The organism is Adlercreutzia caecimuris B7 (assembly GCF_000403355.2).
Classification (GTDB): Bacteria; Actinomycetota; Coriobacteriia; order Coriobacteriales; family Eggerthellaceae; genus Adlercreutzia; species Adlercreutzia caecimuris.
Map to the genome: position 1 here is coordinate 1,169,776 of NZ_KE159646.1, position 23,875 is coordinate 1,193,650.

The following is a 23,875-nucleotide window of genomic DNA, read 5'->3' on the forward strand; positions in this document are numbered from 1 at the left end:
CTAGGCCACCGCCAGAGACGAGGCGAACTGCAGCACGAAACCGCAGGCCGCAAGCATGCCCGACACGATCCAGAAGCGCACGACCACCTTCGTCTCCGACCAGCCCTTCTTCTCGAAGTGATGGTGCAAAGGCGCCATGAGGAAGATGCGCTTCTTCGTCTTTTTATAGTAGAACACCTGGATCATGACCGAGAGGGCCTCGGCCACGAACAGGCCGCCGATGATGATGACGATGAACTCCACCTTGGCGACCACAGCCAAACAGCCCAGCGCCATGCCGAGCGCGAGCGAGCCGGTATCCCCCATGAAGATGTCGGCCGGAAAGGAGTTGAACCACAGAAACCCGATGCAGGCGCCGGCGAGCGCCCCGGCAAACAGCGCCGGCTCCAGGGAACCGTGGCTGAAGGCGATGGCGGCCATCACGAGCATGACCACCATGACCGTGCCGGCGGCCAGCCCGTCCAAACCGTCGGTGAGGTTAACCGCGTTGCACAGGCCCACGAGCAGGATGAGGCAGTAGACGAGGTAGAGCCAGGGAATCTCGATGCCATCGCCCACGGGCACCACCGTGGTGAGCACGCCCAAGTCGATCACGCACACGAAGGGGATCTCCACCGTGGGCGCCACATCGAGCAGGTTCACCGCGGCCAGGACGAATACGCCCGCGATGAGAAACTGCCCGACGAGCTTCGCCTTGGGGGTGAGGCCCAGCGAGCGCTCATGGGCCACCTTCGAGGCGTCGTCGACAAGACCCAGAAGTCCCGTGGCCAGCGTGGCGCCCAAGAGCAGCCACAATTCCGCAGTGGGGGCGTTCACCGAGGCCACCAGCGTGAAGACGATAACGGCCACGAGCATGATGACACCGCCCATGGTGGGCGTGCCCTGCTTCACCAGGTGGCTCTGGGGGCCGTCGGCGCGCACCTGCTGGCCGATCTGAGCGCGCTTGAGGAAACGTATCCAGGCGGGCATGAGCACCATGGTGATGACCATGGACAGCACCACCGCCAGAAAGACCATGAACGTGGGATAGGCAGAGAACAGCGACAGCATTAGCGAACCAATCCTTCGACAACACGGGTAAGCCCCATGAAATGAGACGCCTTCACCAGCACGGCGTCCCCGGGCTCCAACAGGGTATCAAGTTCCTCTAGCACATCGGCCACGGTGGCCGCACGGCTTATGCGGGCGGCATCCATGCCGGCATCGCGAGCGCCCTCGGCGATGAACGAGGACAGCGCTCCCACGCAGACGAGGCGATCCAGGGAAAGGGCGGCCGCATGGGCCCCTACGCCCCGGTGGCATGCCTCGGCGAAGTCGCCCAGCTCTCCCATATCGCCGAGCACGGCGATACGGCGGCCGGCCACCTCGGTGGCGGCGAAAGTGGAAAGCGACGCGCGCATAGAGTCGGGGCTCGCGTTATAGGCGTCGTTGACGATGGTAAAGCCCCCGCGGGCGGCGATGACCTCCTGACGGCCCGGCTCGGGCACCGAGGCGCCGAGGGCGGCGGCGATCGTCTCCAAATCCAGACCGAGGGCAAAACCCACCGAGGCTGCCGCCACGGCGTTGTCCACGTTGTGGGCTCCGGTCAGGGTGAGAGCGCACCGGCACCGCTCCACCGGGGCGAGCAGCGCCTCCTCCTCATGGTCGGCATGGTCGCGAGCGCAGAGAGCGAAGCGGGCACGGCCCTCGCCGTCCAGCGCCACGTCCTCGGCCCACACCACCTCCTCGCAGACCGTCCCGTCGCGCTCGAGCATCTCGCGCAGGTCCTCGTCGGGATTGCCCGCGAAACCCGACAGCAGCATCGGGCGCTCGCGCAGGCCGCCGGCTTCCATCAGCACATCGAGGTAGGCGCCGTCCAGATTGAGGAAGGCGCGGCCGCGCCCGGCGGGCAGCGCCGCATACAGCTCCGCTTTCGCCCGGGCGATATTCTCGCGCGAGCCCAGAAGCTCGATGTGGCTCTCCCCCACGTTGGTGACAAGACCCCAGTCGGGACGCACGAAATCGCACAGCTCGGCGATCTGGCCGCTCCCGCGCATGCCCATCTCGACCACCACGACGGCGGTCTCCGGATCGGCAGCCAGAAGCGTGCGGGGCACCCCGAGCTCGTTGTTCTGATTGCCGCGTGTGGCCACGACGCTGCCATAGGCGGCGCACACGTCGCGCACGAGGTTCTTGGTGGTCGTCTTGCCCACCGATCCGGTGAGCGCGATCACGCGCCCGCGCAGGTACCCGCGCCACGCGCGGGCCAAGTCGGTGACGGCACTGGCGGTGTTGGCCACCTCGATGACAGCGGCCCCCATCTCGCGGGCGAGCAGGCAGGCGGCACGGCCGGGGCTCTGCATGACAAGCGCGCCCGCAGCGCCAGCGCGCAGGGCCGCCTCCACGAAATCATGGCCGTCCACCCGCTCGCCGGGCAGCGCCACGTACAGCCACCCGGGCTGCATCTCGCGGGAATCCCAGGTAACGCCCGTCATGAGGGCGCTCGGGTCAATGGCTTCTACGAGAAATTGTCCGCCCGTGCATGCTGCGATTTGTTTTGCGTTGAGGCGCACGCGACTTCCTTCCCCTTAGTTGGTCTCCGTCTCGCCGAAGGCGCGCACGAGCTCCTCGGCGGCCACCTTGCGGTCGTCGAAATCGAGCACGGCATCGCCCACCAGCTGGTAATCCTCATGGCCCTTGCCGGCCAGAAGAATGGCATCGCCCGGACGAGCCTCGGCAATGGCGGCCGCGATGGCGGCGCGGCGGTCGGGCTCCACGATAAAGGCGCCGTCGGCATCCATGCCCGCCACGATGTCGTCGATGATGGCCTGCGGATCCTCGTGACGCGGGTTGTCGCTCGTCACCACGGCGAAATCGGCGGCCAGGGCCGCGGCGCCCATGATGGGCCGCTTGCCCGCGTCGCGGTTTCCACCGCAGCCGAAGACCACGATGGTGCGCCCGCCCGACAGCTCTTGGATGGAAGCGATAGCCTTCGTCAGCGCGTCGGGGGTATGGGCGTAGTCCACATAAACGGTCACCGGCGCATCGACGCCGGCATCCACCTGCTCCAGGCGGCCGGGAACGGCCGGCATGGTGGCAAGCGCGTCCACGATGACATCGGTCGGAATGCCGAGCGCGAGCGCGCAGCCGAAGGCCGTCATGACGTTCTCCACATTGAAGCGGCCCACGAGGGGATAGACGACGTCCACCTTCGCCCCGCGCACCTCGAGCGTCACGCGCGTGCGCGTGGCCTCGTAGGCGATGTCGACCGGATGAATCTGGGCCATGGACGCAAAGCCGGTGGTGATCACCTCGTCGCCCGCCTCGGTCGCGCGTCGCAGAAGCTCGCGACCCCAGGAGCTGTCGATATTGATGACGCGGCGCGCCGGATAGGCGCGGGAGAACAAGAGCGCCTTGGCTTCGAAGTAGTCGTCGAAGGTATGGTGGTAGTCCAGGTGGTCCTGGGTCAGGTTCGTGAACGCGGTCACCGCGAAGTCGGTGCCCCAGGTGCGCTGCAGGTCGAGCGCGTGCGAGCTTACCTCCATGGCCACCACCGTGCAGCCTGCGTCCCGCATGCGGGCGAAGAGCTTCTGCAGGTCGGGCGACTCGGGAGTGGTGTGCTCGGAGTGCTCCATACGCCCGGCGATCTTGTTGCCCACCGTGCCGATGACGCCGCAGCGGTTGCCGGCCACGCTCGCGATATGCTCCACCAGATAGGTCGTGGTGGTCTTGCCGTTGGTACCCGTAATGCCCACGAGCGAGAAGTCGGCCGAGGGATGGTCGTAGAAGCTCACAGCGGCGTGGGCCATGGCCTTGCGGGAATCGGCCACCACCACCTCGGCAACGTCGGTGGCATCGGCCAGATACACCTTGCGCTGAACCACCAGCGACGTGGCGCCGCGATCGATGGCGTCTTGGGCAAAGGAGTGGCCGTCCACCACATTGCCTACGATGCAGAAGAACATGTCGCCCGGCTCGACGGCATCGGAGCGGAACGACAGGCCCGTCACCTCCTCGTCGCCGTTGCCGATGATGGTGCATTCCATTCCCTGGAAGAGCTCTGCGCAAGTATGGGTCATGGCTCGTCTATTCCTTTGAGGTTGCGGGTTGCTTTGCTTCGGCCGCCGTGATGTTGTACTGCTTGACGGCATTAGACATTATATCGTTAAAAATTTGGGTAGTCTGGCGCATGGCGTAAACCTCGTTGGCTCCTACAAAACAAACCAATTTGCTCGAGGAGTTGTCGATAAACCCGCAGAACCCGAGGTTGTAGACCTCCTGCTTATAGCCGCCCTCCTCTGAGGGGATCTCGGCGGTGGAGGTTTTGCCGCACACCTCGTAGCCCTCGATGTCGGCCGCCACGCCAGTGCCGTTGGTCACCACCGAGCGCAGCATCGAGCGCAGATCCTCGATGGCCTCCATATCCTCGGTCACCGTCTCCTCGTGGTAGGTGGGAACCTCCCCGCTCTGGGTCTTCGCGATGAGGAAGTGCGGGGTGACCATGACGCCGTCGTTGGCGATGGCGCCGTAGAAACGCACCATCTGCAAGGGGGTCACCGAAATGCCCTGGCCGAAGCTGATGTTGTAGCCGGTGATGCGGCCCCACTTGCTGAAATCGAGCACACTGCCAGAACCCTCGCCGGGGTAGTCGATGCCCGTGGCCTCGGTAAGGTGGTAGCGCTTGATGGCGTCGTTGAGCTTGTCGAAGCCGGCATTGTAGCTGGCCAGCGAGATACCCACGTTCGAGGAGTGGTTCAGGATCTCGCGCAGCGAGTAGGTGGCGCCGTCTCGCTCATGGGAGTCGGAGACGTCGTAGTCGTTGGCCGAGATGGTGCTCGGGCAGAACATGGTGGTCTCAGGCCCCATGGCCTTGCTCTCCAGAATAGCCATGGCCGATACCGATTTGAAAGTGCTTCCGGGCTCGTAGGGCTGGGTGATGGCCTTCACATGCTCGCTTCCCACCTCGGATTTCGTCATATCGGTAGGATCCATGTAGGGCAGCGAGCAGGCTGCGTACACCTCGCCGGTGGCCGCATCCATCACGATGGAGGAACCCTCCTCGGTTTCCAGCTCCTCCACGCCCTCTTCCAGGGCGCGCTCCACGGTATCCTGGAGCTTGATATCGAGCGAGATCATGATGTCCTGGCCGTCAACGGCGGCCACTTCCTCCTTCACCCCGCCGGGGATGGGAAAGCCCTTCTCGCCGCGCTCGGCCACATAGACGCCGGGGGTGCCCTTCAAAATGTCGTCGTACTGCAGCTCCAGGCCCGTAAGGCCCTCGCCGTCGGCGTTGCAGAAACCCACCACCTGGCCGCCTACGGAACCGTGGGGGTACTCGCGGCGCATGTCGGCGATGAAGTAGATGCCGTCCAGATCGAGTTCCTTCACCTTCTCGGCCTTGTCCACATCGGCCTGGCGCTTGATGTAGACGAAGGTGGTGGAGGGGGTGGCGAGCAGATCCTGGTAGTCGTCGGCCTCGCCGCCGAGCACGTCGGCCAGCTGACGGGCCTCCTCGACGGCGTTGCTCACTTCCACCGGGTTCGCGTAAATGGTCGTGGCCTCCACGCTCGTGGCGAGCACGATGCCGTTGCGATCGTAAATGGTCCCGCGGCGCGGGGAGGTCTCGAAGCTGACCGTACGCGACTCCTCGGCCATGGCCGAGTACTGATCGGCAACGATAACCTGGAGGAATATCAGGCGCAAGAAGAAGGCGGCCGCAATGGCAGCGAAAACGAGCAGCACGACCCGCGTCCGCTCGGGCAGCGCTCCGATCACGGAGGCGAAAGCGTCGCGGGCGCCCATAGGCGTCGAGCTGGCGCGACCGCGGCCGCGGCGCTGACGAGACGGGGTGCCCATGGGCTACTCCTGAGCCGCTGCGGCGGCGATGCTCTGCGAAAGCGACAACTTGCCCGCCGCGTCCACGATGACGATGTCCTCGGGCAGCACGATGTGATCGGTGTACTCGGCGCTCGGCGCGGCCATGCCGAGCGACTCGGCCTTGTGCTTGATGCGCGAGGGATTGGACAGCATGCTCTGGGCCACTTCCAAATCGTTGCCCTCGGTGCGAGCGGTCTCGATGTCCTGCTCGATCGCCTTGGTTTCCAGGGCGCAGGCCGCCGCCGCCGAGGTAATGGCCACGCGGACCACGGCGATGAGGGCCAGGGAGACGAACACGATCGCGCAGACCTTCGCCAGAACCAGCGCGCCGGCGGCCAGACCGGCGGGCTCAACGGCCGCGCCGCGGCCTGGAACGACCGAAATGGCCGGTTTCTCATCGAAGTCGGGCAGCGCCTCGGCCACCGAGGTGGAGACGTAGCGCGCGCCGCGATAGCCAGCCGCGAAGCTCGCGCCGCGCGAGGAGGCGCCCGCACGAGCGCGCGCGTTGGGGCGAGCTGAAGCGCTCATGGGCCGTTCCTCCTTCGAACTCATCGGGCCGTATAGGCTACGCAAGCCCGAGAAGTGCGTCCTCGGGCTTGTCGTCACAGTCTGTCATAGTCGGTGAGTTTCCCCTGCTTGGAGAAGGCTCTCACCGTTTCCGCGCCACACGCAGCTTGGCGCTGCGGGCCCGCGGATTCCTCTCAATTTCCTCAGGCGTGGGAAGTTGGGGTTTTCTCGTTACCACATCGAGTATCGGCTGCTTACCGCACGCGCACACCGGCAGCTCCGGCGGGCAGGTGCATCGGTTCGCGAAACGCGCGAACGTGTCCTTCACGATGCGGTCCTCGAGCGAGTGGTAGCTGATCACCACCAGCATGCCGCCCGGATTCAGCCAGCGAACCGCCGCGTCGAGTCCGCGACGCAGAACGGTCAGCTCCGAGTTGACCTCTATCCGGAGGGCCTGGAAGGTGCGCTTGGCAGGGTGTCCCCCAGCCCGGCGCGCCGAGGCGGGAATAGCCGCCTTGATGATGTCGACCAGCTGCCCACTCTCTTCGATGGGAGCCTCCTCGCGGGCCTTCACGATGAAGTCCGCGATGCGGCTCGCCCATTTCTCGTCCGAGTAGGCGCGAATGATCCGAGCGAGATCTGCTGCGTTGTAAGTGTTGACGATCTCTTGTGCGGTTAGGGTTTGTTTACCCGGATCCATCCGCATGTCAAGCGGGCCGTTCTCCTTGAAGGAGAAGCCGCGTGATTGCGTGTCTATCTGCACCGACGAGACGCCCAGATCGAACAGGATCGCATCGATCCCGGGAATCTCGCAGGATGCGAGCATATCGTCGAGATCCCCGAAGTTGCCGCGCAGAAGCGCCAGTTCCGGACGGTTCGCCCCGGGAATCGCCTCCAGGCGCTCGGACGCGCTCGCAAGCGCCACCTCGTCCTGGTCGATGCCGATGAGCAACCCGTCACGCCCCAGCTGCTTGGCAGCCTCGAAGGAGTGTCCCGCGAAACCGAGCGTCGCGTCCACGAACACCGGGTGATCCGGCAGATCGAGGGCATCGATGCACTCGTCGAGAAGAACAGGTATGTGCCGATATTCGCTTGTCACGGTTCCGCTGCCTTACGCCCCGTTCTAGGTGAACAGCAGGCTCAGATCGACATCGTCCATCATTGCCTCGTAGCGTTCGGCGTCCCACACCTCGAACCGGCTTCCGTTGCCCACCACGATGATGTCCTTGTCGATGCCGCAGGCCTCGCGCATGTCCGCCGAGAGCATGATGCGGCCAGCCGAATCGACCTCCACATCGCGGGCGCGGCTCTTCAGGGCACGATGGTATTTGTCCTGCTGCCGGTCGTTGGCCTTCCGCTCGGGAAAGGCACCGCCCATAACGCTCTCGACCCACTGGTTGAAGTCCGGCGCCTCGAACGCGTACACGCATTCGTCGAAGGGGTTCCGGGTGACCGTGAGGTCGTTGGAAAGAACCTTGCGGAACTTCGCGGGAAGGGTCACGCGGCCCTTGCCGTCGACCTTCAAACGGAACTCGCCATTCAGATCCACCTCGCGGCGAGGCGCATCTTCAGCGATTCCGTTGTCGACGGTTGCGGCCAAGGCTTCCTTTCCCCTGCTGCGTTTTGAGTGGGATTTGATTTCGTGTGTGGTGCGTTTCGAAATCCCGCTCGGTCGTTTTCCACGGGATGCATATTACCCCACTATGCCCCACTTCGCAACATTTTGCCCCACTTTTGCCGCATTTTCACCCCACTTGTTACCCGCAAGATATTGAAAAAGAAAGCGGACAATCGTACAATTTTCTACATCTTGTATTTCTGATGCAAGAACCAAACGCGATACCACTAGATGTGCCCAATCGTCTCATAAATGGGGGACAACCCGTCGGACGCAAGGGTTTCGCCCATGCTGTGAGCGAGATTTGAAGAGGCTGTGCACAGGGCGCCGCGAACGGCAGACGCGATTGCGGGCGGCAGGGCCATGGCGGCCAGGCGAGCTCCGTGCGGCTGTGGCCGAACGGAGCAGGGTGCCCACTCCGGCGGCATCGCGCGAAGGCGGTACAATGGGGCCGTCCCGAGAGAAGGAGCCGCCGTGTTCGAGTTGGAGAACGCCTTAGACGAGTACCTTTCGCACCTGCGCATCGAGCGGGGCGCCTCGCCGCGCACCGCCGAGGCCTATCGACGCGATCTGGAAAGGTATCTGGCCTTCCTCGACGAGCAGGGCGTCGGCAGCTGCGATGCGGTAACCCCCGAGATTATCGCAGCCTTCGAGAAGCGGCTGGCCGAAGAGGGCCTGGCCACCACCACGGTGCGTCGCCGCATCTCAGCGGTGCGCGGCTATCACAAGTTCCTCGTGCGGGAAGGGCTCACCGCGTCCAACCCCGCCGAGGCGGTGGACATCCCCAAGGCGGCCGACGTGCTGCCCGACGTGCTCTCCATCGAGGAAGTGGGGCGCATGCTGGACGCCTATATCGACGAGCGACCGAGCGGCCTGCGCGACCGCGCCATTCTGGAAGTGCTCTACGGCTGCGGGCTGCGCGTGAGCGAGGTATGCGGACTCGACCTGGACAACCTGCACCTGGACGATGGCTTCCTCCGGGTGTTCGGCAAGGGGTCCAAGGAGCGCATCGTGCCCATCGCCGGCGCGGCCGATGCGGCCCTGCGCACCTACTTGGCCGAGGGACGCCCGACCCTTGCCCGGGGCACGTCCCAGGGCAACGGAGCCGATGCCCAGGCCGCGGTATTCCTCAACCAGCGGGGCGGTCGCCTCGGGCGCCAGAGCGTGTTCAATCTGGTGCGCAAGGCGGGCCGGGCCATCAGCCGCTACGATCTGCACCCCCACACCCTGCGCCACTCATTCGCCACCCATATGCTAAAGGGCGGTGCCGACCTGCGCGTGCTCCAGGAGATCTTGGGCCACGCCGACATGTCCACCTTGCAGGTGTACACCCACCTGGACCGCACCCACCTCCACGAGGAATATGCCCACGCCCATCCCCGCGACAAGATGTAAGGGTTACTTCCCCACGGTCAATTCGCCGGCGAGGGGACGCGTCATGGCGGCGGTCACCTCGGCAGCGGTGAGGCCCTGGCCGAACAGGTGCATGAGCTTGGTGAGGGCCGCCTCGCAGGTCATGTCGCAGCCCGACACCACGCCGGCCTTCGCCAGGGCGTCGCCAGTAGCGTAGCGCTTCTCCTCCACGCCGCCCGCAGGGCACTGGGTCACGTTCACCACCACCTTGCCTGCACCCACGGCCTCGGCCACCAGATCGGTGAACCAGGTCTCGGTGGGGGCGTTGCCGGCGCCGAAGGTGCGCAGCACCACGGCCTTGGTGCCGGGAGCCAGAAGCTGGGGCCGCAGGGCCGCCTCGGTGATGCCCGGGTACAAGAAGGCCACGGCCACGGCATCGTCCATGGCGTAGAGCGGTGCCAGGGCCGTGCCCGCCGCCGGCCGGGCGAGCAGCCGCTCGCGGTACACGATATGCAGGTCCATATCGGCTAGGGGCGGGTAGTTGTAGGAGGCGAAGGCGCCGAAGTTCGTGGAGCTCACCTTCATAGCCCGGTTGCCGCGCCACAGGTGACGCCCGAAGGAGATGGCCACTTCCTGCACCATGGGCGCCCCGTCCCCGGTGCGGGCCGCGGCGATCTGCAGGGCCGTGATGAGGTTCTCGGTGCCGTCCTCGCGAATCTCGCCGATGGGCAGCTGGCTGCCCGTGAGGATGACCGGCTTGGCCAGGCCGCGCAGCATGAAGGATAAAGCCGAGGCCGTGTAGGCCATGGTGTCGGTGCCGTGGAGCACCACGAAGCCGTCGAAGTCGTCGTAGGCGTCGGCGATCATCTTCGCCACCTGGGCCCAATGGGCCGGGTTCATATTCGACGAGTCGATGGGCGGGTCGATCTCCACGTGGTCGAGCGCGTAGCCGAGCCGCCCGATTTTCGGGACGTTCCTCACAAGGTGATCGAAGCTGAAGGGCACGAGCGCCCCGGTGGCCAAATCCTCCGTCATGCCGATGGTGCCGCCGGTGTACACGATGAGAATGCGCGGTTTCACGATCTAGTCCTTTCGCTTGCGGAAGAAGGGCGCCCGTGCCACCGAGTCGCGCTTGCGGTGCAGGGTGGCGCGGCGGAACAGCTCGGCACAGAAATCCTTGGCGGCGTGGGCCCCGCGGGACACCTTCGGCGTCAGGTCGGCCTCGTCGGCGGTCTTCCAATCGAAGTACACCGACAGGTAGCGCAGAAACACCACGGCGAACACGCAGGCCACCGCTGCCAGCACGAGCGGCGCGCCGGCGAAGGCCATGGCCGCGAACACGAGTGCCCCGCCGAAGCCGGCCACCGCGTAGAAGTTCGACCGCTGAAACACCCCGGGCGTCTCCCCCACCGATATGTCGCGCAGGGCACCACCGCCCACGCTGGTGAGCGCGCCTAAGATGACCACCATGACGAAGCCCTCCCCGCAGGCGAAGGCCTTGTTGGCCCCGGCCAAGGCGAACAGGGCCACCGACAGGGCGTCGGCGAAGAACAGCAGCTGGCCCGAATGGCGGAACAGCCCGCGGAAGTAGAACACGAACACGGCCAGCCCGATGCAGATGAGGATGACGCTCGGGTGCTCCATGAAGTACACCCCGTCGTCTTGCAGCAAAAGATCGCGGATGATGCCGCCCCCGTAGGCGGTCATGAGGCCCAGCACGATGGTGCCGACGATATCCAGTTTGCGGTCGCAGGCGAACATGGCGCCGGTGATCACGCCCACGGCCACCGAGAAGAAGTCGGCGCCGAAGGGCACGGTCAGGGCCCCGTCCGAGAAGAGCTGCTCCATGATCAGCGGAACGGGCGCCGGCTACTTGTGGTAGTAGCGGTGCTGCTCGTACTTCGGCTCGCAGCACACGTTGATGCCGAGCGTGCGGTACAGCTTCTCATCAGCCGCCGAGATGATGACCGAGAAGTAGGCGTCGCAGCCGCGCAGCTTGTCCGCATTGTCGATGAGCTCGGCGGCCAGCGGATTGCTCACCGAGGAGATGGACAACGCGAGCAGGGTCTCGTCGGAGTGCAGGCGCGGGTTGTGGCTGCGCAGGTGGGCCGTCTTCAGGTGGCAGATGGGCTCCAACACGTCGTCGGAGATGACGTAGAGCTCGTCGTCCACCCCCGATACGCCCTTGAGCGCGTTCATGAGCAGGGCCGAGGCGGCACCCAGAAGATTGCCGGTCTTGCCCGTGACCACCCGCCCGTCGGGCAGCACCATGGCGCCGGCCGGGCCTCCCGTGGTCTCCTCCTTCAGCAGCGCCGCCGAACGGGCCGGCGACAGGTTCTGGTTGATGCCGGCCTGGTTCATGAGAAGCTCGATCTTCTTCAGGGCCTCCTCACCGGTGCCGGTGCGCTTGATCTCCTCGGCGGTCTGGAAGTAGCGGCGCACGATCTCGTTGTTGCCCGCATCGCGGCAGGCCTCGTCGTCGGAAATGGCCACGCCGGCCATGTTCACGCCCATGTCCGTGGGCGACTGGTAGGGGCACGCCCCCGCGATGCGCTCCATAGTGGCCCTCAGCACGGGGAATATCTCCACGTCGCGGTTGTAGTTCACCGTGGTCTCGCCATAGGCCTCCAGGTGGAAGGGATCGATGATGTTGTCGTCGTCCAGGTCGGCCGTGGCCGCCTCGTAGGCGATGTTCACCGGGTGGGTGAGCGGCAGATTCCAAATGGGGAAGGTCTCGTACTTGGCGTAGCCGGCCGTGACCCCGCGCTTGTGCTCGTGGTAGAGCTGCGAGAGGCAGGTGGCCATCTTGCCCGAGCCGGGGCCCGGGGCCGTCACCACCACAAGTGGCCGCTCGGTCTCGATGTAGTCGTTCTTGCCGAAGCCCTCATCGGACACGATATGATCGATGTCGTTGGGGTAGCCGGCGATGGGATAATGCAGGTAGCTCGTGATGCCCATGGCCGTAAGCCGCTTGCGGAACAGGTCGGCGTTGGGTTGGTTCGCGTAGCGGGTGATGACGACCGAGCCCACCGCAAATCCCATGGAGCGGAAGATGTCCATGAGGCGCAGCACGTCCTCGTCGTAGGTGATGCCCAAGTCGCCCCGCACCTTCGAGCGCTCGATGTCGTTGGCGTTGATGGCGATGACAATCTCCGCCTCGTCCTTCATGGACTGGAGCATGGAGATCTTCGTATCGGGCTTGAAACCGGGCAGCACGCGGGAGGCGTGGTAGTCGTCGAAGAGCTTGCCGCCGAATTCCAGGTACAGCTTGCCGCCGAACTGGTCGATGCGCTCGCGGATGCGCTCCGCCTGCAGCTCGATGTACTTGTCGTTGTCGAATCCCTCGCGCATGGGCGACACTCCTTCGCATGAATGGGGCCAAGGCGGCGGGAACCACGAGCGGGCACCGGCAACCGCCAGCGTCGATGACCGATCCAGTATAGCGCAGGGGCCGGTTTCGCCTCCGTTAAATCATCGCGTTCGCGGCTTTTGCACAGAGCCGCTGCCACAAGAAAAGGCGCCGACCGAAGCCGACGCCCAGAGATGGTGAAGCGAGGGACGCTGGGGCCGCCGGGCCCGCGTCCGCCAAGCGAGGCGCTCAGCAGGTTAGCACTTGCCCAGCTCGCATTTGAGCTCTTCCTCGTCCTTGATAGACAGCGAGGTCTGCAGGATGTCGCCGCCGAAGGGGCGCATAGCCTCGGCGAACTTGTCCTCGGTCATAGAGCTGACCACCATGAACACAGCCGCCTCGTCCTTCTGGGTCAGAAGGTTGCGCACGCGGTCCTGGAAGTCCTCGTCCACACCGCGCTTCACGAAGAAGCCCGTAAGCGCGCCCAGGCCGGCGCCGATAGCGGCGCCCCAGAAGGGGATGAGGAAGATGAGGCCGAAGAGCATGCCCCAGAACAGGCCCCACACGGTGGAGTTGCCGATGGGCTGCCCCGGGGTGACCACGTCGAACTTGTCGTTGTCGCGGCGGGCAACCACGGCTACCGACTGAAGGTTCACGATGAAGTCGTTGCCGAGGTTCAGCACCTCCTGGTAGGCCTCCTTGGCCTTCTCCTCGGTGGGGTAGCCCAAAACGAGCAGCGTAGACATAAGCACGTCCTTTCTCTTGAAATCGGGTTGACGCCCAGTCTAAAGATGACCCTCCCGCAAAGAACTGAGCGCGCGCCATCCGTCATCGCTCGATGAACATCTCGTTGTCGGGGCGTCACACGCCCTCGCCCATGTTTCGGATGCGTTACAGTGCCGGCGCGTTTCACATCGGAAACATTGGCGCTATAAGCTGATCAGGCGTTGGGGAGTTGCGCGAGCGCGCCGCTCCAAGGCGCATTTTTTATGCCCGGGCGCGAACCTGCGGCGGAAGGAGCGGTTTATGGCCAAGCACATCTTCGTTACCGGCGGCGTCGTCTCGTCGCTTGGCAAGGGCATCACCGCCGCGTCCCTCGGCCAGCTTTTGAAGGCGCGGGGCTATCATGTGACCATGCAGAAGATGGATCCGTACCTGAACGTGGATCCCGGCACCATGAGCCCGTTTCAGCACGGCGAGGTGTTCGTCACCGAGGACGGCCACGAGGGAGACCTTGATCTGGGCCACTACGAGCGCTTCATCGACGAGAACCTGTCGCGCGAGAGCAACTTCACCCAAGGCTCCATCTACCAGACGCTCATCGCCCGCGAGCGCCGCGGCGACTTCCTCGGGGGCACCGTGCAGGTGATCCCGCACGTGACCGAGGCCATCAAGGAGCGCATCCGCCGCGCGGCCGAGCAGTCCGGGGCCGACATCGTCATATCCGAGATCGGCGGCACCGTCGGCGACATCGAGGGGCTGCCCTTCATCGAGGCGGCCCGCCAGTTCAAAAAGGAGATGGGGCCGGGCAACGTGCTGTTCGTGCACGTGACACTCGTGCCCTACATCGCGGCGGCCCACGAGGTGAAGACCAAGCCCACCCAGCACTCGGTGAAGGAGCTGCGGTCCTTGGGCGTGCAGCCCGACTTCATCGTATGCCGCAGCGATCACGCCATCGAAGACGGCGTGCGCGAGAAGATCGCCCTGTTCTGCGACGTGGACGCCGACGACGTGCTCGCCTGCCCCGATGCGCCCTCCATCTACGAGGTGCCCCTGAGCCTCTACGAGCAGGGCTTCGATATTTCGGCCCTGGCGAAGATGGGTCTGGCGCCCCGCAAGATCAAGCTGGCGCCGTGGCGCGCCTTCCTGAAGGCGAAGGATGCCTGCGCAGGCGAGCTGGACATCGCCGTGGTGGGCAAGTACGTGAGCCTGCCCGACGCCTACCTATCGGTCCACGAGGCCTTGGAGCACGCGGGCATCGCCTGCGGCCGCAAGGTGAACGTGCATCTCGTGGACGGCGAGGAGCTTACCGACGCGAACGCCGAGGGGGTGCTCGGGGCCATGGACGGCATCCTCGTGCCGGGCGGCTTCGGGCAGCGGGCCTTCGAGGGCAAGATCGCCGCCGCCCGCTATGCCCGCGAACGCGGCGTGCCCTTCCTCGGTATCTGCCTGGGCCTGCAAGCGGCCGTCTGCGAGTTCGCCCGCAACGTATGCGGTCTTACAGGCGCCACCTCGGCCGAGTTCGCCGACAGCGCGCCCGAGGGCACGCCTTTTGTCGTCGATCTCATGCCCGAGCAGGAAGATGTGGAGGACAAGGGCGGTACCATGCGCCTGGGGGCCTACCCCTGCAAGGTGGTAAGCGGCACCCGCGCCGAGGCAGCCTATGGCGAGCCCATCATCTACGAGCGCCATCGCCATCGCTACGAGGTGAACAACGCCTATCGCGACCGGCTTACCGAGGCGGGGCTCGTCGTCTCGGGACTTTCCCCCGACGATCGTCTCGTGGAAATGGTGGAGGCTCCCGACCATCCCTTCTACGTCGCCAGCCAGGCCCACCCCGAGTTCAAGAGCCGCCCCGGCAAGCCGCACCCCCTCTTCAAGGCATTCGTGGAAGCCGCGAACACACACAAGGAGAACTAACCGAAAAAGCAGCGCGTTCCGGCCGGCCTCGCTTCCGACGGCCTCTGAGCGCCTTCCGGAGAACGCGGCCGTTAAGAAGCGGATTCCACTTCGCCAGCACCGATGCGGGGACAGTACCGACCTGTGGGCATCATTTTCTCCGCTTCTGTTGCCGCGTTCGGAGGAAGAGCAGCGATCAGCGGACGGCGGGAGCGAGGCCGGCCGGAACGCGCGAACAGCCCTAGACCGGCCGCTCGTGGCCCTCTTCGGTGGTGAGGATCACCGGGCCGTCCTCGGTGATGGCCACGGTCTTCTCGAAGTGCACCGAGGGACGCCCGTCCCGCGTGCGCACCTCCCAGCCGTCGGCGCCCTGCACGGTGCGCCGCGTGCCCATGTTCACCATGGGCTCGATGGCGAGTACCATGCCGGGCAGGAGCTTCAATCCCGTACGGCGGCGCCCGAAGTTGGGTACATTGGGATCCTCGTGCATATCGCGCCCGATGCCGTGGCCCACGTACTCGCGCACCACGCTGAAGCCCGCAGCTTCGGCCATGGACTGCACCGCGTGCCCGATGTCGCCGAGGCGCTTCTTAGGGCACGCTGCCGCAAGCCCCTCCCACATGCACCGCTCCCCCACGGCCAGAAGGCGCGCCACCTCGGGCGCCACCTCCCCCACCGGATAGGTCCAGGCGTTGTCGCCCACCCAGCCGTCCACAATGGCCCCGGTGTCGATGGAGATGATGTCCCCTTCGCGCAGCTTCACGCGCCTTGAGGGAATCCCGTGCACGATCTGGTCGTTCACCGAGGCGCAGATACTGCCCGGGAACCCGCCGTAACCCTTGAACGCGGGAATGCCGCCCTCGGCGCGAATGGCCTTCTCGGCGATGGCATCCAGCTCGCGCGTAGTGATGCCGCACTCCACGGCCTCGCCCACACGGCGCAGGGCCAGGGCCGACACGCGGCCGGCTTCCCTCATGGCCTCGATCTGGGCCGGCGATTTCAACTTCACTGCCATGGCGCTACCCCCGCTTCAACTTTCGCGTCACTTTGCGCACGGCGCCGGCGATAAACGATGCCTCGGGCCAATTCCAATGCACTGCCGGCCCGAAGGTGACCGCGAGGGCCGCGATGCCCCCTGCCGCAATATAGGCGAAGGCCTGGCCCACGCTGCCGCTCAACGGGCCGAAGCCCAGCGACAGCCCCACGAGCACCCCGTAGCCCGCAACCGCACCTGCGCCGCCCAAGGCAAGCGCCAGGAAAAGCGACTTCACCACACTGCCCAGCCCCATGGGCCCGTAGTGGCGCCGCAGGTAGATGAAGGCGATGAGGTCGCCAATCACATAGGACACGATGGTGGAGGCGGCAATAGCCTCCAGAGTGACGGCAAAGCCGGCTTGGTAGGCCGCCGCCGCGCCCATGGTCACGGCCACCTGGGCCGCCACGGCGATGAAGTTGATCACCGAGAAGATGCCCATACGCCGAATGGAGCTGAAGATCTTGTTCAGGTAGGCGTTCACCCCGTAGAACGGCAGGGCCACGGCCATAACCGCCAGGTAGCGGGCAATCTGGGCGATAGCGTCCTCAGTGAAGGCGCCGATATGATACAGGGTCACGAGCGGCGTGGCAAACACCATGAGGTACAGGGCCATGGGGACCATGAGGAACAGAATCTGCCGCGTGCCGTCGATGATGCCCGCCACCACCCCGCGCACGTTCCCATCGGCCTGCATCTCCGAAAGCTCCGTGAACAGCGTGGTGGTCACGGGCACCGCGAGGAAGGAGTACGGGAAGGTGAACCACAGCCGCGCGTAGGCGATGACCGACGGCCCATTGTCGGCGAACACGTAGGAGGCGGCGTTTTGGGCCGACACCGTGGCAAAGGAGCACACGGTCACGAAGATGGCCGGCGCCCCCAGACGCAGCGTGTCCACGAGGGCCGGATCGCGCAGATCGATGCGCGGTCGCAGGCGGATGCCCACCTTCTTGAGGGCAGGAATCTGGAAGGCCATCTGCACGAACACGCCGAGGGGGTTGCCGATGGCGATGGCGAAGTAGGCCAGGTTCTGATCATGGGTTGCAAGCACCGCGTACAAGATGAACGACGCAATGACGATGACGTTGTTGAATACCGGCGCGAAGGATGACCAGAAGTACTCCCGGTTCGCGTTCAGCAGGCCCGACACGATGGAAGATGCCCCGTAGAACACCACTTGCACGGCGAAGAACTGGAAGAAGAAAGTGGCGAGCGCCATCTCGTCCTGGTTCGAATAGAAGCTCTGGGTGTAGATGACCTGGCCGGCGAAGACGACGCAGAGCGCCGATACTACCGCGAGCAGAACCACCACAATGGTGAGCAGGTTCGAGGCGTACTCGTTGCCCCGCTCCCAGCCGAGCTCTTTCTTCACCGACAGGTACACCGGCAGAAACGCCGTGATGAGCATGCCGCCCATCACGAGCTCGTAGAGCATGTTGGGCAGGTTGTTGGCCACCTGGTAGGAGCTGGACACGAAGGTGGATCCCAGGGCGAAGGCCATGGCCCAGGTGCGGGCGAAGCCGGTGATGCGCGAGGCGATGACGCAGATGGAGATGAGGGCCGCACTGGCTCCCACCGACTCGGCACGGGCATCGGCGTCGGGAACGGCCGTCTCGGCGGCGAGCGCGCCGGGGGCGGCGGACTGCTCCACCGCGAGCACCTCCTGCTGGCGGATGGACTGCTCCATCACCGCCGAGGGAATGGTGCGATCGAGCCCGGCGTGGGCCCCCACCACGGGAATGAGCCCCGTGGCCCCGGGATCCATGGGCGGGTTCACAAGCGTCTTGTCGGAGCCGCGATGGCGTCCGCGAGCGGGAAGGTCACGCGCCTCTTTGAGCCAGCGGGGGTTGTTGGTGGCGGGCAGCGCAGGCTCGCCCGCGCGCTCGGGCGTCGGCCGGGGGGCCGCCGAGCGCGCGTCCGACGACGGCGCGGCCGGCCGTGCTGGGCCGCCGTGCTTGATGTGTCGTGCTCGTTGGAGCTTATCTGGCATGAACGCGCCTCTGAAAACCTTCGGGTATAATCGACAATCATAGCAAAGATGCGAAAGTGGAACCCCATGCAGATACTCGTTGTGCGCAATAACTCCAATCCGCAGGCCGTGGATGCCTCGATGCTCCTCGTCGCTTATCTCGGAGAACAGGGCATCCGGGCCCTCGTGGCCGACTCGGCCTCCCTCGGCAACGACCAAGGCCGCGCCGCCATCCGCGCCCAGCTACCCGAGGTGCTCGACATGGCCGTCGTGCTCGGCGGCGATGGCACCGTGCTGCACACGGTGCATCTGCTGAACAACCGCCAGGTGCCCATCCTGCCCGTGAACTTCGGCCGCCTGGGGTTTCTCGCCAACGCCGACGACAACGGCCTCATCCCCCTTGTGGCCGAGGCTCTTGCCGGCGAGCTCACAGCCGAGCGCCGCAGCGTGCTCTCCCTCGATGTAGCTTGCGAAGGCGAACCCGACCCCTACGGCGAGGGCGCCGAGGAGGTGCCCTACCCCCAGATCGTCACCGAGGAGGACTACGCCGCCAGCGTCGATCCGAACGCTGCCTTCGTGGGCGGCACGATGATGCCACCGGACAAGTTCGGCGTGAACCTGCGCGGGATGGCCGGCATTCGCCGCTTCATCGCTCTGAACGAGATCGCCATTACCCGCGGGGCGCTCGGCCGCATCATCGAGCTATCGCTGGGTATCTCGGGCACTCACGTGGCCCGTATGCGCGGCGACGGGCTCGTGGTGTCCACCGCCACCGGCTCCACCGCCTACGCGCTTTCGGCCGGCGGCCCCCTCATCTCGCCGCGTTTTGGCGGCATGGTTGCCGTGCCCCTGGCACCTCATACCTTGCGCTCGCGAGCCATCGTCACCGACACGAGCGACGTCATCGAGATCACCTTCGACGACACCGAGGACTACCGCGATGCCACCTTGTTCGTCGACGGCGAAATCGTCCCCTTCGAGCGTTCCCTCCAGAAGATCTACGTGCAGGTAGCCCCCTTCCCCGTCACTCTCCTACGCGCCAATGGCGCCAGCTTCTACGAGCGTATCTCCCACGACTTTTTTGGCGAGTAGACCCGTTTTTCGCCCGCAAAACGCAAAAGGGCCCCGCAGCCTCATCGGCTGCGGGGCCTTCTGTTGATAGAGAAACGAGGAGTCGCTTACTCGGCGGTGTAGGCGCGGGTCACTGCAGAATCAACGGCAACGCCCGGCGTCATGGTGGCGGACACGGTAATGGACTTCACGTACTTGCCCTTGGCCGCGGCCGGCTTCATGCGCAGGATCTCGTCGTAGACGGCGCCGTAGTTCTCGGCCAGCTGCTCGGGGGTGAAGGACACCTTGCCGAGCACCACATGCGCGATACCGTAACGGTCGGCACGGTACTCCACGCGACCGCCCTTCAGCTCGCTGATGGCCTTCGCCACGTCGTTGGTGACGGTGCCGAGCTTCGGGTTCGGCATAAGACCGCGGGGGCCGAGGATCTTGCCGAGACGACCGACCTTGCCCATCTGATCCGGGGTAGCCACGGCGGCGTCGAAGTTGAACTCGCCGGCCTGGATCTGCTCCATGAGGATGTCGGTGCCCACGATGTCGGCGCCGGCCTCCTCGGCCGCGCGAGCAGCCTCGCCCTCAGCGAAAACGGCCACGCGCACAGTCTTGCCGGAGCCGTTGGGCAGGCTCACGGTGCCGCGCAGCTGCTGGTCGGCCTGACGGGTGTCGATGCCCAGGCGGAAGTCGCCGGTCACGGTCTCGTCAAAGTTGGCCGTGGAGATCTCCTTCAGCAGCTTCATAGCCTCGAGCGGAGACACCGCCTCGGCCGGGATCTGCTTCTCAGCCGCGTCGTACTTCTTTCCATGCTTTGCCATGTTAGACATTCCTTTCGTGGTAATGGCGGGCGCTTCTCACCCTTCCACTGGTTCTTCTACAGATTAATCGAGGGTCTTGCCCTGAAGCATGGCGGCAACCTTGCGGCTGGGCACGTACTTCTTCTTCATCTCGCGGCCCTCGATGCGCACGCCCATGGAGCGGGCAGTGCCGGCAACGATCTCCTTGGCGGCCTCGATATCGTTGGCGTTCAGGTCGGGCATCTTGATCTCGGCGATCTCGCGGAGCTGATCCTCGGTCAGAGTGCCGGCCACCTGAATCTGCGGGATGGCGGCGCCGCTCTTGATGCCGAGCTTCTCCTTGATGAGCACGGCTGCCGGAGGGGTCTTGCACACGAAGGTGAAGGACTTGTCCTCGTAGACAGTGATCTCAACGGGGATGATGGTGCCGGACTGGTCCTGCGTCTGGGCGTTGAACGCCTGGCAAAACTGCATGATGTTGACGCCCTGGGCGCCGAGGGCCGGGCCAACCGGAGGAGCCGGATTAGCGGCACCGGCGGGGATTTGCAACTTTACAAATCCGGTGACTTTCTTGTCAGCCATCTGTGACTACCTTTCAGATGAATCGACTACTACTTCTCTATCACTAAAAACTCGAGGTTCGCGAGAAGCCCCGGTCCACGCGGGCACAACCCCTCGAGTCAAAGTGCTCTCGCAATTAAATCTTCGCCACCTGGTCGAACGACAGCTCGACGGGGGTTTCGCGGCCGAAGATGGAGACCATGACCTTCACCTTGCCGGCCTCGGGCATAACCTCGGACACCGTGCCGTCGAACTCGGCAAGGGGGCCGTGGGTGACCTTCACCGACTGGCCGACCTCCAGGTTGGAGGAGGTCTTCTTCGGAGCCTCGCGGCTCGTGCGCTTCATGATCTTGTTGTATTCGTCGCGGGTAAGCGCCTGGGGATTGCCCTGGCTACCCACAAAACCGGTGACGCCGGGGGTGTTGCGTACCGCAGCCCAGCTGCGGTCATCGAGCTCCATACGCACGAGCACGTAGCCCGGGAACACCTTCTTCTCGCTCTCGACGCGACGACCGCCCTCTTTGATCTCGGTGACCATCTCGGTGGGGATCTCGATGCCAAAGACGTTGTTCTCGAGGCCCATGGCCTCGATGCGCTGCTCGAGGTTCGACTTCACCTTGTTCTCGTAGCCCGAGTAGGTGTGCAGCACGTACCACTTTTTAGCCATGTCTTAAGCCCCAATCCCAGAGACCAGCACGAGCAGAGGCGTGATGATCGCGTTGTCGAGAACCGCCACGAAGATACCGAAGAACAGCAGGGCCACCACGACCACGCCGCTCCAACGGAGCACGTCGGTACGGGTCGGCCAGGTAACGCGCTTCATCTCGCCCTTCACATCGCGGAAGAACTGGAAGCGCTTCTTCTTCGGCTTCTCATCGGCCTTCTTCGCGGCCTTGCCGCTATCGGAGGACGCAGGGGCAGCATCGGCGCTCTTCTTGAAGAGCCCCTTCTTTTCGGGCTCATCCGCCACAGCCTGGGTCGCCTGCGGGTTCTGGGCCTCGAGCTCGCGTTCGGCCTTGCGCTGCTGGCGAGCAGCGGATGCCTTTGCCTTCTGTGTCTTTGATTTCTTAGCCATGGGGTTCCTTACGGAATAATCTTTTCTCTAATCGCCAAAAAAGCAGCCTCTAGGCTGCTCACGTAAACAAGCTGGCAGGCCAGGAGGGACTCGAACCCCCAACATGCGGTTTTGGAGACCGCCGCTCTACCAATTGGAGCTACTGGCCTATGCCTGTTTCGAACCTAACCTCTTATCGGGTTTCCTTATGCAGCGTGTGCTTGTTGCACCACTTGCAGTACTTCTTGAACTCGATGCGGTCAGGATTGTTCTGCTTGTTCTTCTTGGTCGTGTAGTTGCGGCGCTTGCACTCGGTGCAGGCCAGGGTGACCAGAGTACGCATGAATTCTCCTTTTACCTATAAAACCAAAACGCAGGATTGATGATACACATGAAGCGCTGGAAAGGAAGGGGCTGCTCGGTTGAGGAACAGCCCCTTCCGGTGAAGCGATCAGTAAGGGTTAGCTTACTTGAAGATCTTGGTCACGCGACCGGAGCCCACGGTACGGCCACCCTCGCGGATAGCGAACTTCAGGCCCTCCTCCATGGCGATGGGGTGAATGAGCTCGCCCTTGATCGTCACGTTGTCGCCGGGCATGACCATCTCGGTGCCCTCGGGGAGGTGCGCCACGCCGGTCACGTCGGTGGTGCGGAAGTAGAACTGCGGACGATAGCCATCGAAGAACGGGGTGTGACGGCCGCCCTCTTCCTTGGTCAGGATGTAGACCTGGCCCTCGAACTCGGTGTGCGGGGTCACGCTACCGGGCTTGCAGAGAACCTGGCCGCGCACGATCTCCTCGCGCTTGATGCCACGGAGCAGGCAGCCGATGTTGTCGCCGGCCTGAGCCTCGTCCAGCAGCTTGCGGAACATCTCGATACCGGTGCAGACCGTGTTCTGGGTCTCCTTGATGCCGACGATCTCCAGCGGGTCGTTCACATGCAGAACGCCACGCTCCACACGACCGGTGGCAACGGTGCCGCGGCCGGTGATGGTCATGGTATCCTCGACAGCCATCAGGAACGGCTTGTCGACGTCGCGGTCGGGGGTGGGGATGTAGTCGTCGACGGCAGCCATGAGCTCCCAGACCTTCTCCTGCCACTCCTTGTCGCCCTCCAGGGCCTTCAGAGCAGAGCCGCGGATGATCGGGGTGTCGTCGCCCGGGAACTCGTAGGAGTCCAGCAGCTCACGAACCTCCATCTCGACGAGCTCGATGAGCTCCTCATCGTCGACCATGTCGCACTTGTTCAGGAAGACCACGATGTAGGGCACGCCCACCTGACGGGCGAGCAGGATGTGCTCGCGGGTCTGAGCCATGGGGCCGTCGGTAGCAGCGATGACCAGGATAGCGCCGTCCATCTGAGCAGCACCGGTGATCATGTTCTTCACGTAGTCGGCGTGACCGGGGCAGTCCACGTGAGCGTAGTGGCGGGTATCGGTCTCGTACTCGATGTGAGCAATGGAGATGGTGATGCCGCGCTCGCGCTCCTCGGGAGCCTTGTCGATCATGTCGAAGGCGGTGAAGTCCGCGTTAGCGGTGCCGTGGGAGCCATCATTCTCAGACAGGGTCTTGGAGATGGCGGCGGTGAGCGTCGTCTTGCCGTGGTCAACGTGACCAATGGTACCGATGTTAACATGCGGCTTGGAACGCTCGAACTTCTCCTTAGCCATGTTTCATCCTCCTTCAAGGGTGGTGGCGATTCGATTTCAACAAAATAAACGCGCCCAAAAAGGACGCGGTAAATCTAATGGTAGCGGTGACTGGATTTGAACCAGTGACGCCACGGGTATGAACCGTGTGCTCTGACCAACTGAGCTACACCGCCAAGTGGAGCCTGCGACCGGACTTGAACCGGTGACCTCTTCGTTACCAACGAAGTGCTCTACCGACTGAGCTACACAGGCGAGAAATGGTGGGCGCGCTAGGATTCGAACCTAGGTAGGCATAACCAACGGGTTTACAGCCCGTCCCCTTTAACCACTCGGGCACACGCCCATTTCGGCGCTGAATTCATGTGTACTTTTCAAGCTGCCACCCGTCTTTCGCGGTTCCCCGTGAAAAGCGAGCGAACGGAATAATACGCTACGGCAACGAA

Annotated in this window: 22 protein-coding genes and 4 tRNA genes; 3 read left to right on the forward strand and 23 right to left on the reverse strand. The window is 64.4% G+C overall.

Annotated features, from left to right (window positions below; all coding sequences use genetic code 11):
* The 7 genes from mraY to C811_RS08605 form a co-directional block, all read right to left on the reverse strand.
* Positions 1-1,050 carry a phospho-N-acetylmuramoyl-pentapeptide-transferase gene (mraY, locus tag C811_RS08580; protein ID WP_016309163.1) on the reverse strand — a complete coding sequence of 350 codons (1,050 nt, stop codon included), beginning with the start codon at positions 1,048-1,050 and terminating at the stop codon, positions 1-3.
* Positions 1,050-2,552, reverse strand: a complete 1,503-nt coding sequence (locus tag C811_RS08585; RefSeq protein WP_016309164.1) for a UDP-N-acetylmuramoyl-tripeptide--D-alanyl-D-alanine ligase — start codon at positions 2,550-2,552, stop codon at positions 1,050-1,052. The genes mraY and C811_RS08585 overlap by 1 nt, the downstream gene beginning before the upstream one ends.
* Before the next feature lie 15 nt (positions 2,553-2,567).
* Positions 2,568-4,058, reverse strand: a complete 1,491-nt coding sequence (locus C811_RS08590; RefSeq protein WP_016309165.1) for a UDP-N-acetylmuramoyl-L-alanyl-D-glutamate--2,6-diaminopimelate ligase — start codon at positions 4,056-4,058, stop codon at positions 2,568-2,570.
* Positions 4,059-4,065: 7 nt separating this feature from the next.
* Positions 4,066-5,835 carry a peptidoglycan D,D-transpeptidase FtsI family protein gene (locus C811_RS08595; RefSeq protein WP_016309166.1) on the reverse strand — a complete coding sequence of 590 codons (1,770 nt, stop codon included), beginning with the start codon at positions 5,833-5,835 and terminating at the stop codon, positions 4,066-4,068.
* Positions 5,836-5,838: 3 nt separating this feature from the next.
* The gene (locus C811_RS0103210; protein WP_016309167.1) at positions 5,839-6,384 is read right to left on the reverse strand and encodes an FtsB/FtsL family cell division protein; all 546 of its coding nucleotides are present in this window, start codon (positions 6,382-6,384) and stop codon (positions 5,839-5,841) included.
* Between the two features lie 121 nt (positions 6,385-6,505).
* Positions 6,506-7,462, reverse strand: coding sequence for a 16S rRNA (cytosine(1402)-N(4))-methyltransferase RsmH (gene rsmH, locus C811_RS08600; RefSeq protein ID WP_016309168.1), 957 nt, complete (start codon positions 7,460-7,462; stop codon positions 6,506-6,508).
* A gap of 24 nt (positions 7,463-7,486) precedes the next feature.
* On the reverse strand, positions 7,487-7,963 hold the full coding sequence (locus C811_RS08605; RefSeq protein ID WP_016309169.1) for a division/cell wall cluster transcriptional repressor MraZ: 477 nt from the start codon (positions 7,961-7,963) through the stop codon (positions 7,487-7,489).
* Positions 7,964-8,455: 492 nt separating this feature from the next.
* On the opposite strand from C811_RS08605, the gene C811_RS08610 reads away from it, so the two are divergent.
* The gene (locus C811_RS08610; protein ID WP_016309170.1) at positions 8,456-9,376 is read left to right on the forward strand and encodes a site-specific tyrosine recombinase; all 921 of its coding nucleotides are present in this window, start codon (positions 8,456-8,458) and stop codon (positions 9,374-9,376) included.
* 3 nt (positions 9,377-9,379) lie between these two features.
* Here the strand turns inward: C811_RS08610 and C811_RS08615 are convergent, their stop codons facing one another.
* The 4 genes from C811_RS08615 to C811_RS08630 all read right to left on the reverse strand — a co-directional run bounded on the left by C811_RS08615 (position 9,380) and on the right by C811_RS08630 (position 13,429).
* The gene (locus tag C811_RS08615) at positions 9,380-10,414 is read right to left on the reverse strand and encodes an asparaginase (RefSeq protein ID WP_016309171.1); all 1,035 of its coding nucleotides are present in this window, start codon (positions 10,412-10,414) and stop codon (positions 9,380-9,382) included.
* 3 nt (positions 10,415-10,417) lie between these two features.
* Positions 10,418-11,182, reverse strand: a complete 765-nt coding sequence (locus tag C811_RS08620) for a trimeric intracellular cation channel family protein (RefSeq protein ID WP_016309172.1) — start codon at positions 11,180-11,182, stop codon at positions 10,418-10,420.
* Between the two features lie 21 nt (positions 11,183-11,203).
* Complete coding sequence (locus C811_RS08625) at positions 11,204-12,685, reverse strand: DUF1846 domain-containing protein (RefSeq protein ID WP_016309173.1); 1,482 nt, start codon at positions 12,683-12,685, stop codon at positions 11,204-11,206.
* Between the two features lie 255 nt (positions 12,686-12,940).
* A complete protein-coding gene (locus C811_RS08630; RefSeq protein WP_016309174.1) occupies positions 12,941-13,429 on the reverse strand; it encodes a DUF1269 domain-containing protein in 489 nt (162 codons plus the stop codon).
* A gap of 280 nt (positions 13,430-13,709) precedes the next feature.
* On the opposite strand from C811_RS08630, the gene C811_RS08635 reads away from it, so the two are divergent.
* A complete protein-coding gene (locus C811_RS08635; RefSeq protein WP_016309175.1) occupies positions 13,710-15,323 on the forward strand; it encodes a CTP synthase in 1,614 nt (537 codons plus the stop codon).
* 220 nt (positions 15,324-15,543) lie between these two features.
* Here C811_RS08635 and map read toward each other — a convergent pair whose 3' ends face one another.
* Both map and murJ read right to left on the reverse strand, forming a co-directional pair.
* Positions 15,544-16,317: a type I methionyl aminopeptidase gene (gene map / locus C811_RS08640; protein ID WP_016309176.1), complete on the reverse strand. Its 774-nt coding sequence runs from the start codon at positions 16,315-16,317 to the stop codon at positions 15,544-15,546.
* Positions 16,318-16,321: 4 nt separating this feature from the next.
* Positions 16,322-18,325 carry a murein biosynthesis integral membrane protein MurJ gene (gene murJ / locus C811_RS08645; RefSeq protein ID WP_016309177.1) on the reverse strand — a complete coding sequence of 668 codons (2,004 nt, stop codon included), beginning with the start codon at positions 18,323-18,325 and terminating at the stop codon, positions 16,322-16,324.
* Positions 18,326-18,391: 66 nt separating this feature from the next.
* On the opposite strand from murJ, the gene C811_RS08650 reads away from it, so the two are divergent.
* Positions 18,392-19,396: an NAD(+)/NADH kinase gene (locus C811_RS08650; RefSeq protein WP_016309178.1), complete on the forward strand. Its 1,005-nt coding sequence runs from the start codon at positions 18,392-18,394 to the stop codon at positions 19,394-19,396.
* An 86-nt stretch (positions 19,397-19,482) separates the two neighbouring features.
* On the opposite strand, the gene rplA is transcribed toward C811_RS08650, so the two are convergent.
* From rplA to C811_RS08700, 10 genes are all read right to left on the reverse strand, one after another.
* Positions 19,483-20,187 (reverse strand): 50S ribosomal protein L1, encoded by a 705-nt coding sequence (gene rplA / locus C811_RS08655; RefSeq protein WP_016309179.1) that lies wholly within the window; start codon positions 20,185-20,187, stop codon positions 19,483-19,485.
* Between the two features lie 63 nt (positions 20,188-20,250).
* Positions 20,251-20,748: a 50S ribosomal protein L11 gene (gene rplK / locus C811_RS08660; RefSeq protein ID WP_016309180.1), complete on the reverse strand. Its 498-nt coding sequence runs from the start codon at positions 20,746-20,748 to the stop codon at positions 20,251-20,253.
* A gap of 115 nt (positions 20,749-20,863) precedes the next feature.
* On the reverse strand, positions 20,864-21,394 hold the full coding sequence (gene nusG, locus C811_RS08665) for a transcription termination/antitermination protein NusG (RefSeq protein ID WP_016309181.1): 531 nt from the start codon (positions 21,392-21,394) through the stop codon (positions 20,864-20,866).
* Between the two features lie 3 nt (positions 21,395-21,397).
* The gene (secE, locus tag C811_RS08670; protein WP_016309182.1) at positions 21,398-21,802 is read right to left on the reverse strand and encodes a preprotein translocase subunit SecE; all 405 of its coding nucleotides are present in this window, start codon (positions 21,800-21,802) and stop codon (positions 21,398-21,400) included.
* A gap of 72 nt (positions 21,803-21,874) precedes the next feature.
* A tRNA-Trp gene (locus C811_RS08675) sits at positions 21,875-21,951 on the reverse strand.
* 23 nt (positions 21,952-21,974) lie between these two features.
* The gene (gene rpmG / locus C811_RS08680; RefSeq protein ID WP_016309183.1) at positions 21,975-22,124 is read right to left on the reverse strand and encodes a 50S ribosomal protein L33; all 150 of its coding nucleotides are present in this window, start codon (positions 22,122-22,124) and stop codon (positions 21,975-21,977) included.
* 123 nt (positions 22,125-22,247) lie between these two features.
* Positions 22,248-23,450: an elongation factor Tu gene (gene tuf / locus C811_RS08685; protein ID WP_016309184.1), complete on the reverse strand. Its 1,203-nt coding sequence runs from the start codon at positions 23,448-23,450 to the stop codon at positions 22,248-22,250.
* A gap of 78 nt (positions 23,451-23,528) precedes the next feature.
* Positions 23,529-23,605 (reverse strand) — tRNA-Met (locus C811_RS08690).
* Positions 23,606-23,608: 3 nt separating this feature from the next.
* Positions 23,609-23,684, reverse strand: a tRNA-Thr gene (locus C811_RS08695).
* Positions 23,685-23,690: 6 nt separating this feature from the next.
* Positions 23,691-23,775 (reverse strand) — tRNA-Tyr (locus C811_RS08700).
* Positions 23,776-23,875 lie beyond the last annotated feature (100 nt).

Bases quoted from the DNA above. Each gene is read 5' to 3' on its own strand.
- mraY (WP_016309163.1), bottom strand. From the start codon at position 1,050: ATGCTGTCGCTGTTCTCTGCCTATCCCACGTTCATGGTCTTTCTGGCG.
- C811_RS08590 (WP_016309165.1), bottom strand. From the start codon at position 4,058: ATGACCCATACTTGCGCAGAGCTCTTCCAGGGAATGGAATGCACCATC.
- C811_RS08595 (WP_016309166.1), bottom strand. From the start codon at position 5,835: ATGGGCACCCCGTCTCGTCAGCGCCGCGGCCGCGGTCGCGCCAGCTCG.
- C811_RS0103210 (WP_016309167.1), bottom strand. From the start codon at position 6,384: ATGAGCGCTTCAGCTCGCCCCAACGCGCGCGCTCGTGCGGGCGCCTCC.
- C811_RS08620 (WP_016309172.1), bottom strand. From the start codon at position 11,182: ATGGAGCAGCTCTTCTCGGACGGGGCCCTGACCGTGCCCTTCGGCGCC.
- C811_RS08625 (WP_016309173.1), bottom strand. From the start codon at position 12,685: ATGCGCGAGGGATTCGACAACGACAAGTACATCGAGCTGCAGGCGGAG.
- C811_RS08630 (WP_016309174.1), bottom strand. From the start codon at position 13,429: ATGTCTACGCTGCTCGTTTTGGGCTACCCCACCGAGGAGAAGGCCAAG.
- C811_RS08635 (WP_016309175.1), top strand. From the start codon at position 13,710: ATGGCCAAGCACATCTTCGTTACCGGCGGCGTCGTCTCGTCGCTTGGC.
- map (WP_016309176.1), bottom strand. From the start codon at position 16,317: ATGGCAGTGAAGTTGAAATCGCCGGCCCAGATCGAGGCCATGAGGGAA.
- murJ (WP_016309177.1), bottom strand. From the start codon at position 18,325: ATGCCAGATAAGCTCCAACGAGCACGACACATCAAGCACGGCGGCCCA.
- C811_RS08650 (WP_016309178.1), top strand. From the start codon at position 18,392: ATGCAGATACTCGTTGTGCGCAATAACTCCAATCCGCAGGCCGTGGAT.
- rplA (WP_016309179.1), bottom strand. From the start codon at position 20,187: ATGGCAAAGCATGGAAAGAAGTACGACGCGGCTGAGAAGCAGATCCCG.
- rplK (WP_016309180.1), bottom strand. From the start codon at position 20,748: ATGGCTGACAAGAAAGTCACCGGATTTGTAAAGTTGCAAATCCCCGCC.
- nusG (WP_016309181.1), bottom strand. From the start codon at position 21,394: ATGGCTAAAAAGTGGTACGTGCTGCACACCTACTCGGGCTACGAGAAC.
- secE (WP_016309182.1), bottom strand. From the start codon at position 21,802: ATGGCTAAGAAATCAAAGACACAGAAGGCAAAGGCATCCGCTGCTCGC.
- rpmG (WP_016309183.1), bottom strand. From the start codon at position 22,124: ATGCGTACTCTGGTCACCCTGGCCTGCACCGAGTGCAAGCGCCGCAAC.
- tuf (WP_016309184.1), bottom strand. From the start codon at position 23,450: ATGGCTAAGGAGAAGTTCGAGCGTTCCAAGCCGCATGTTAACATCGGT.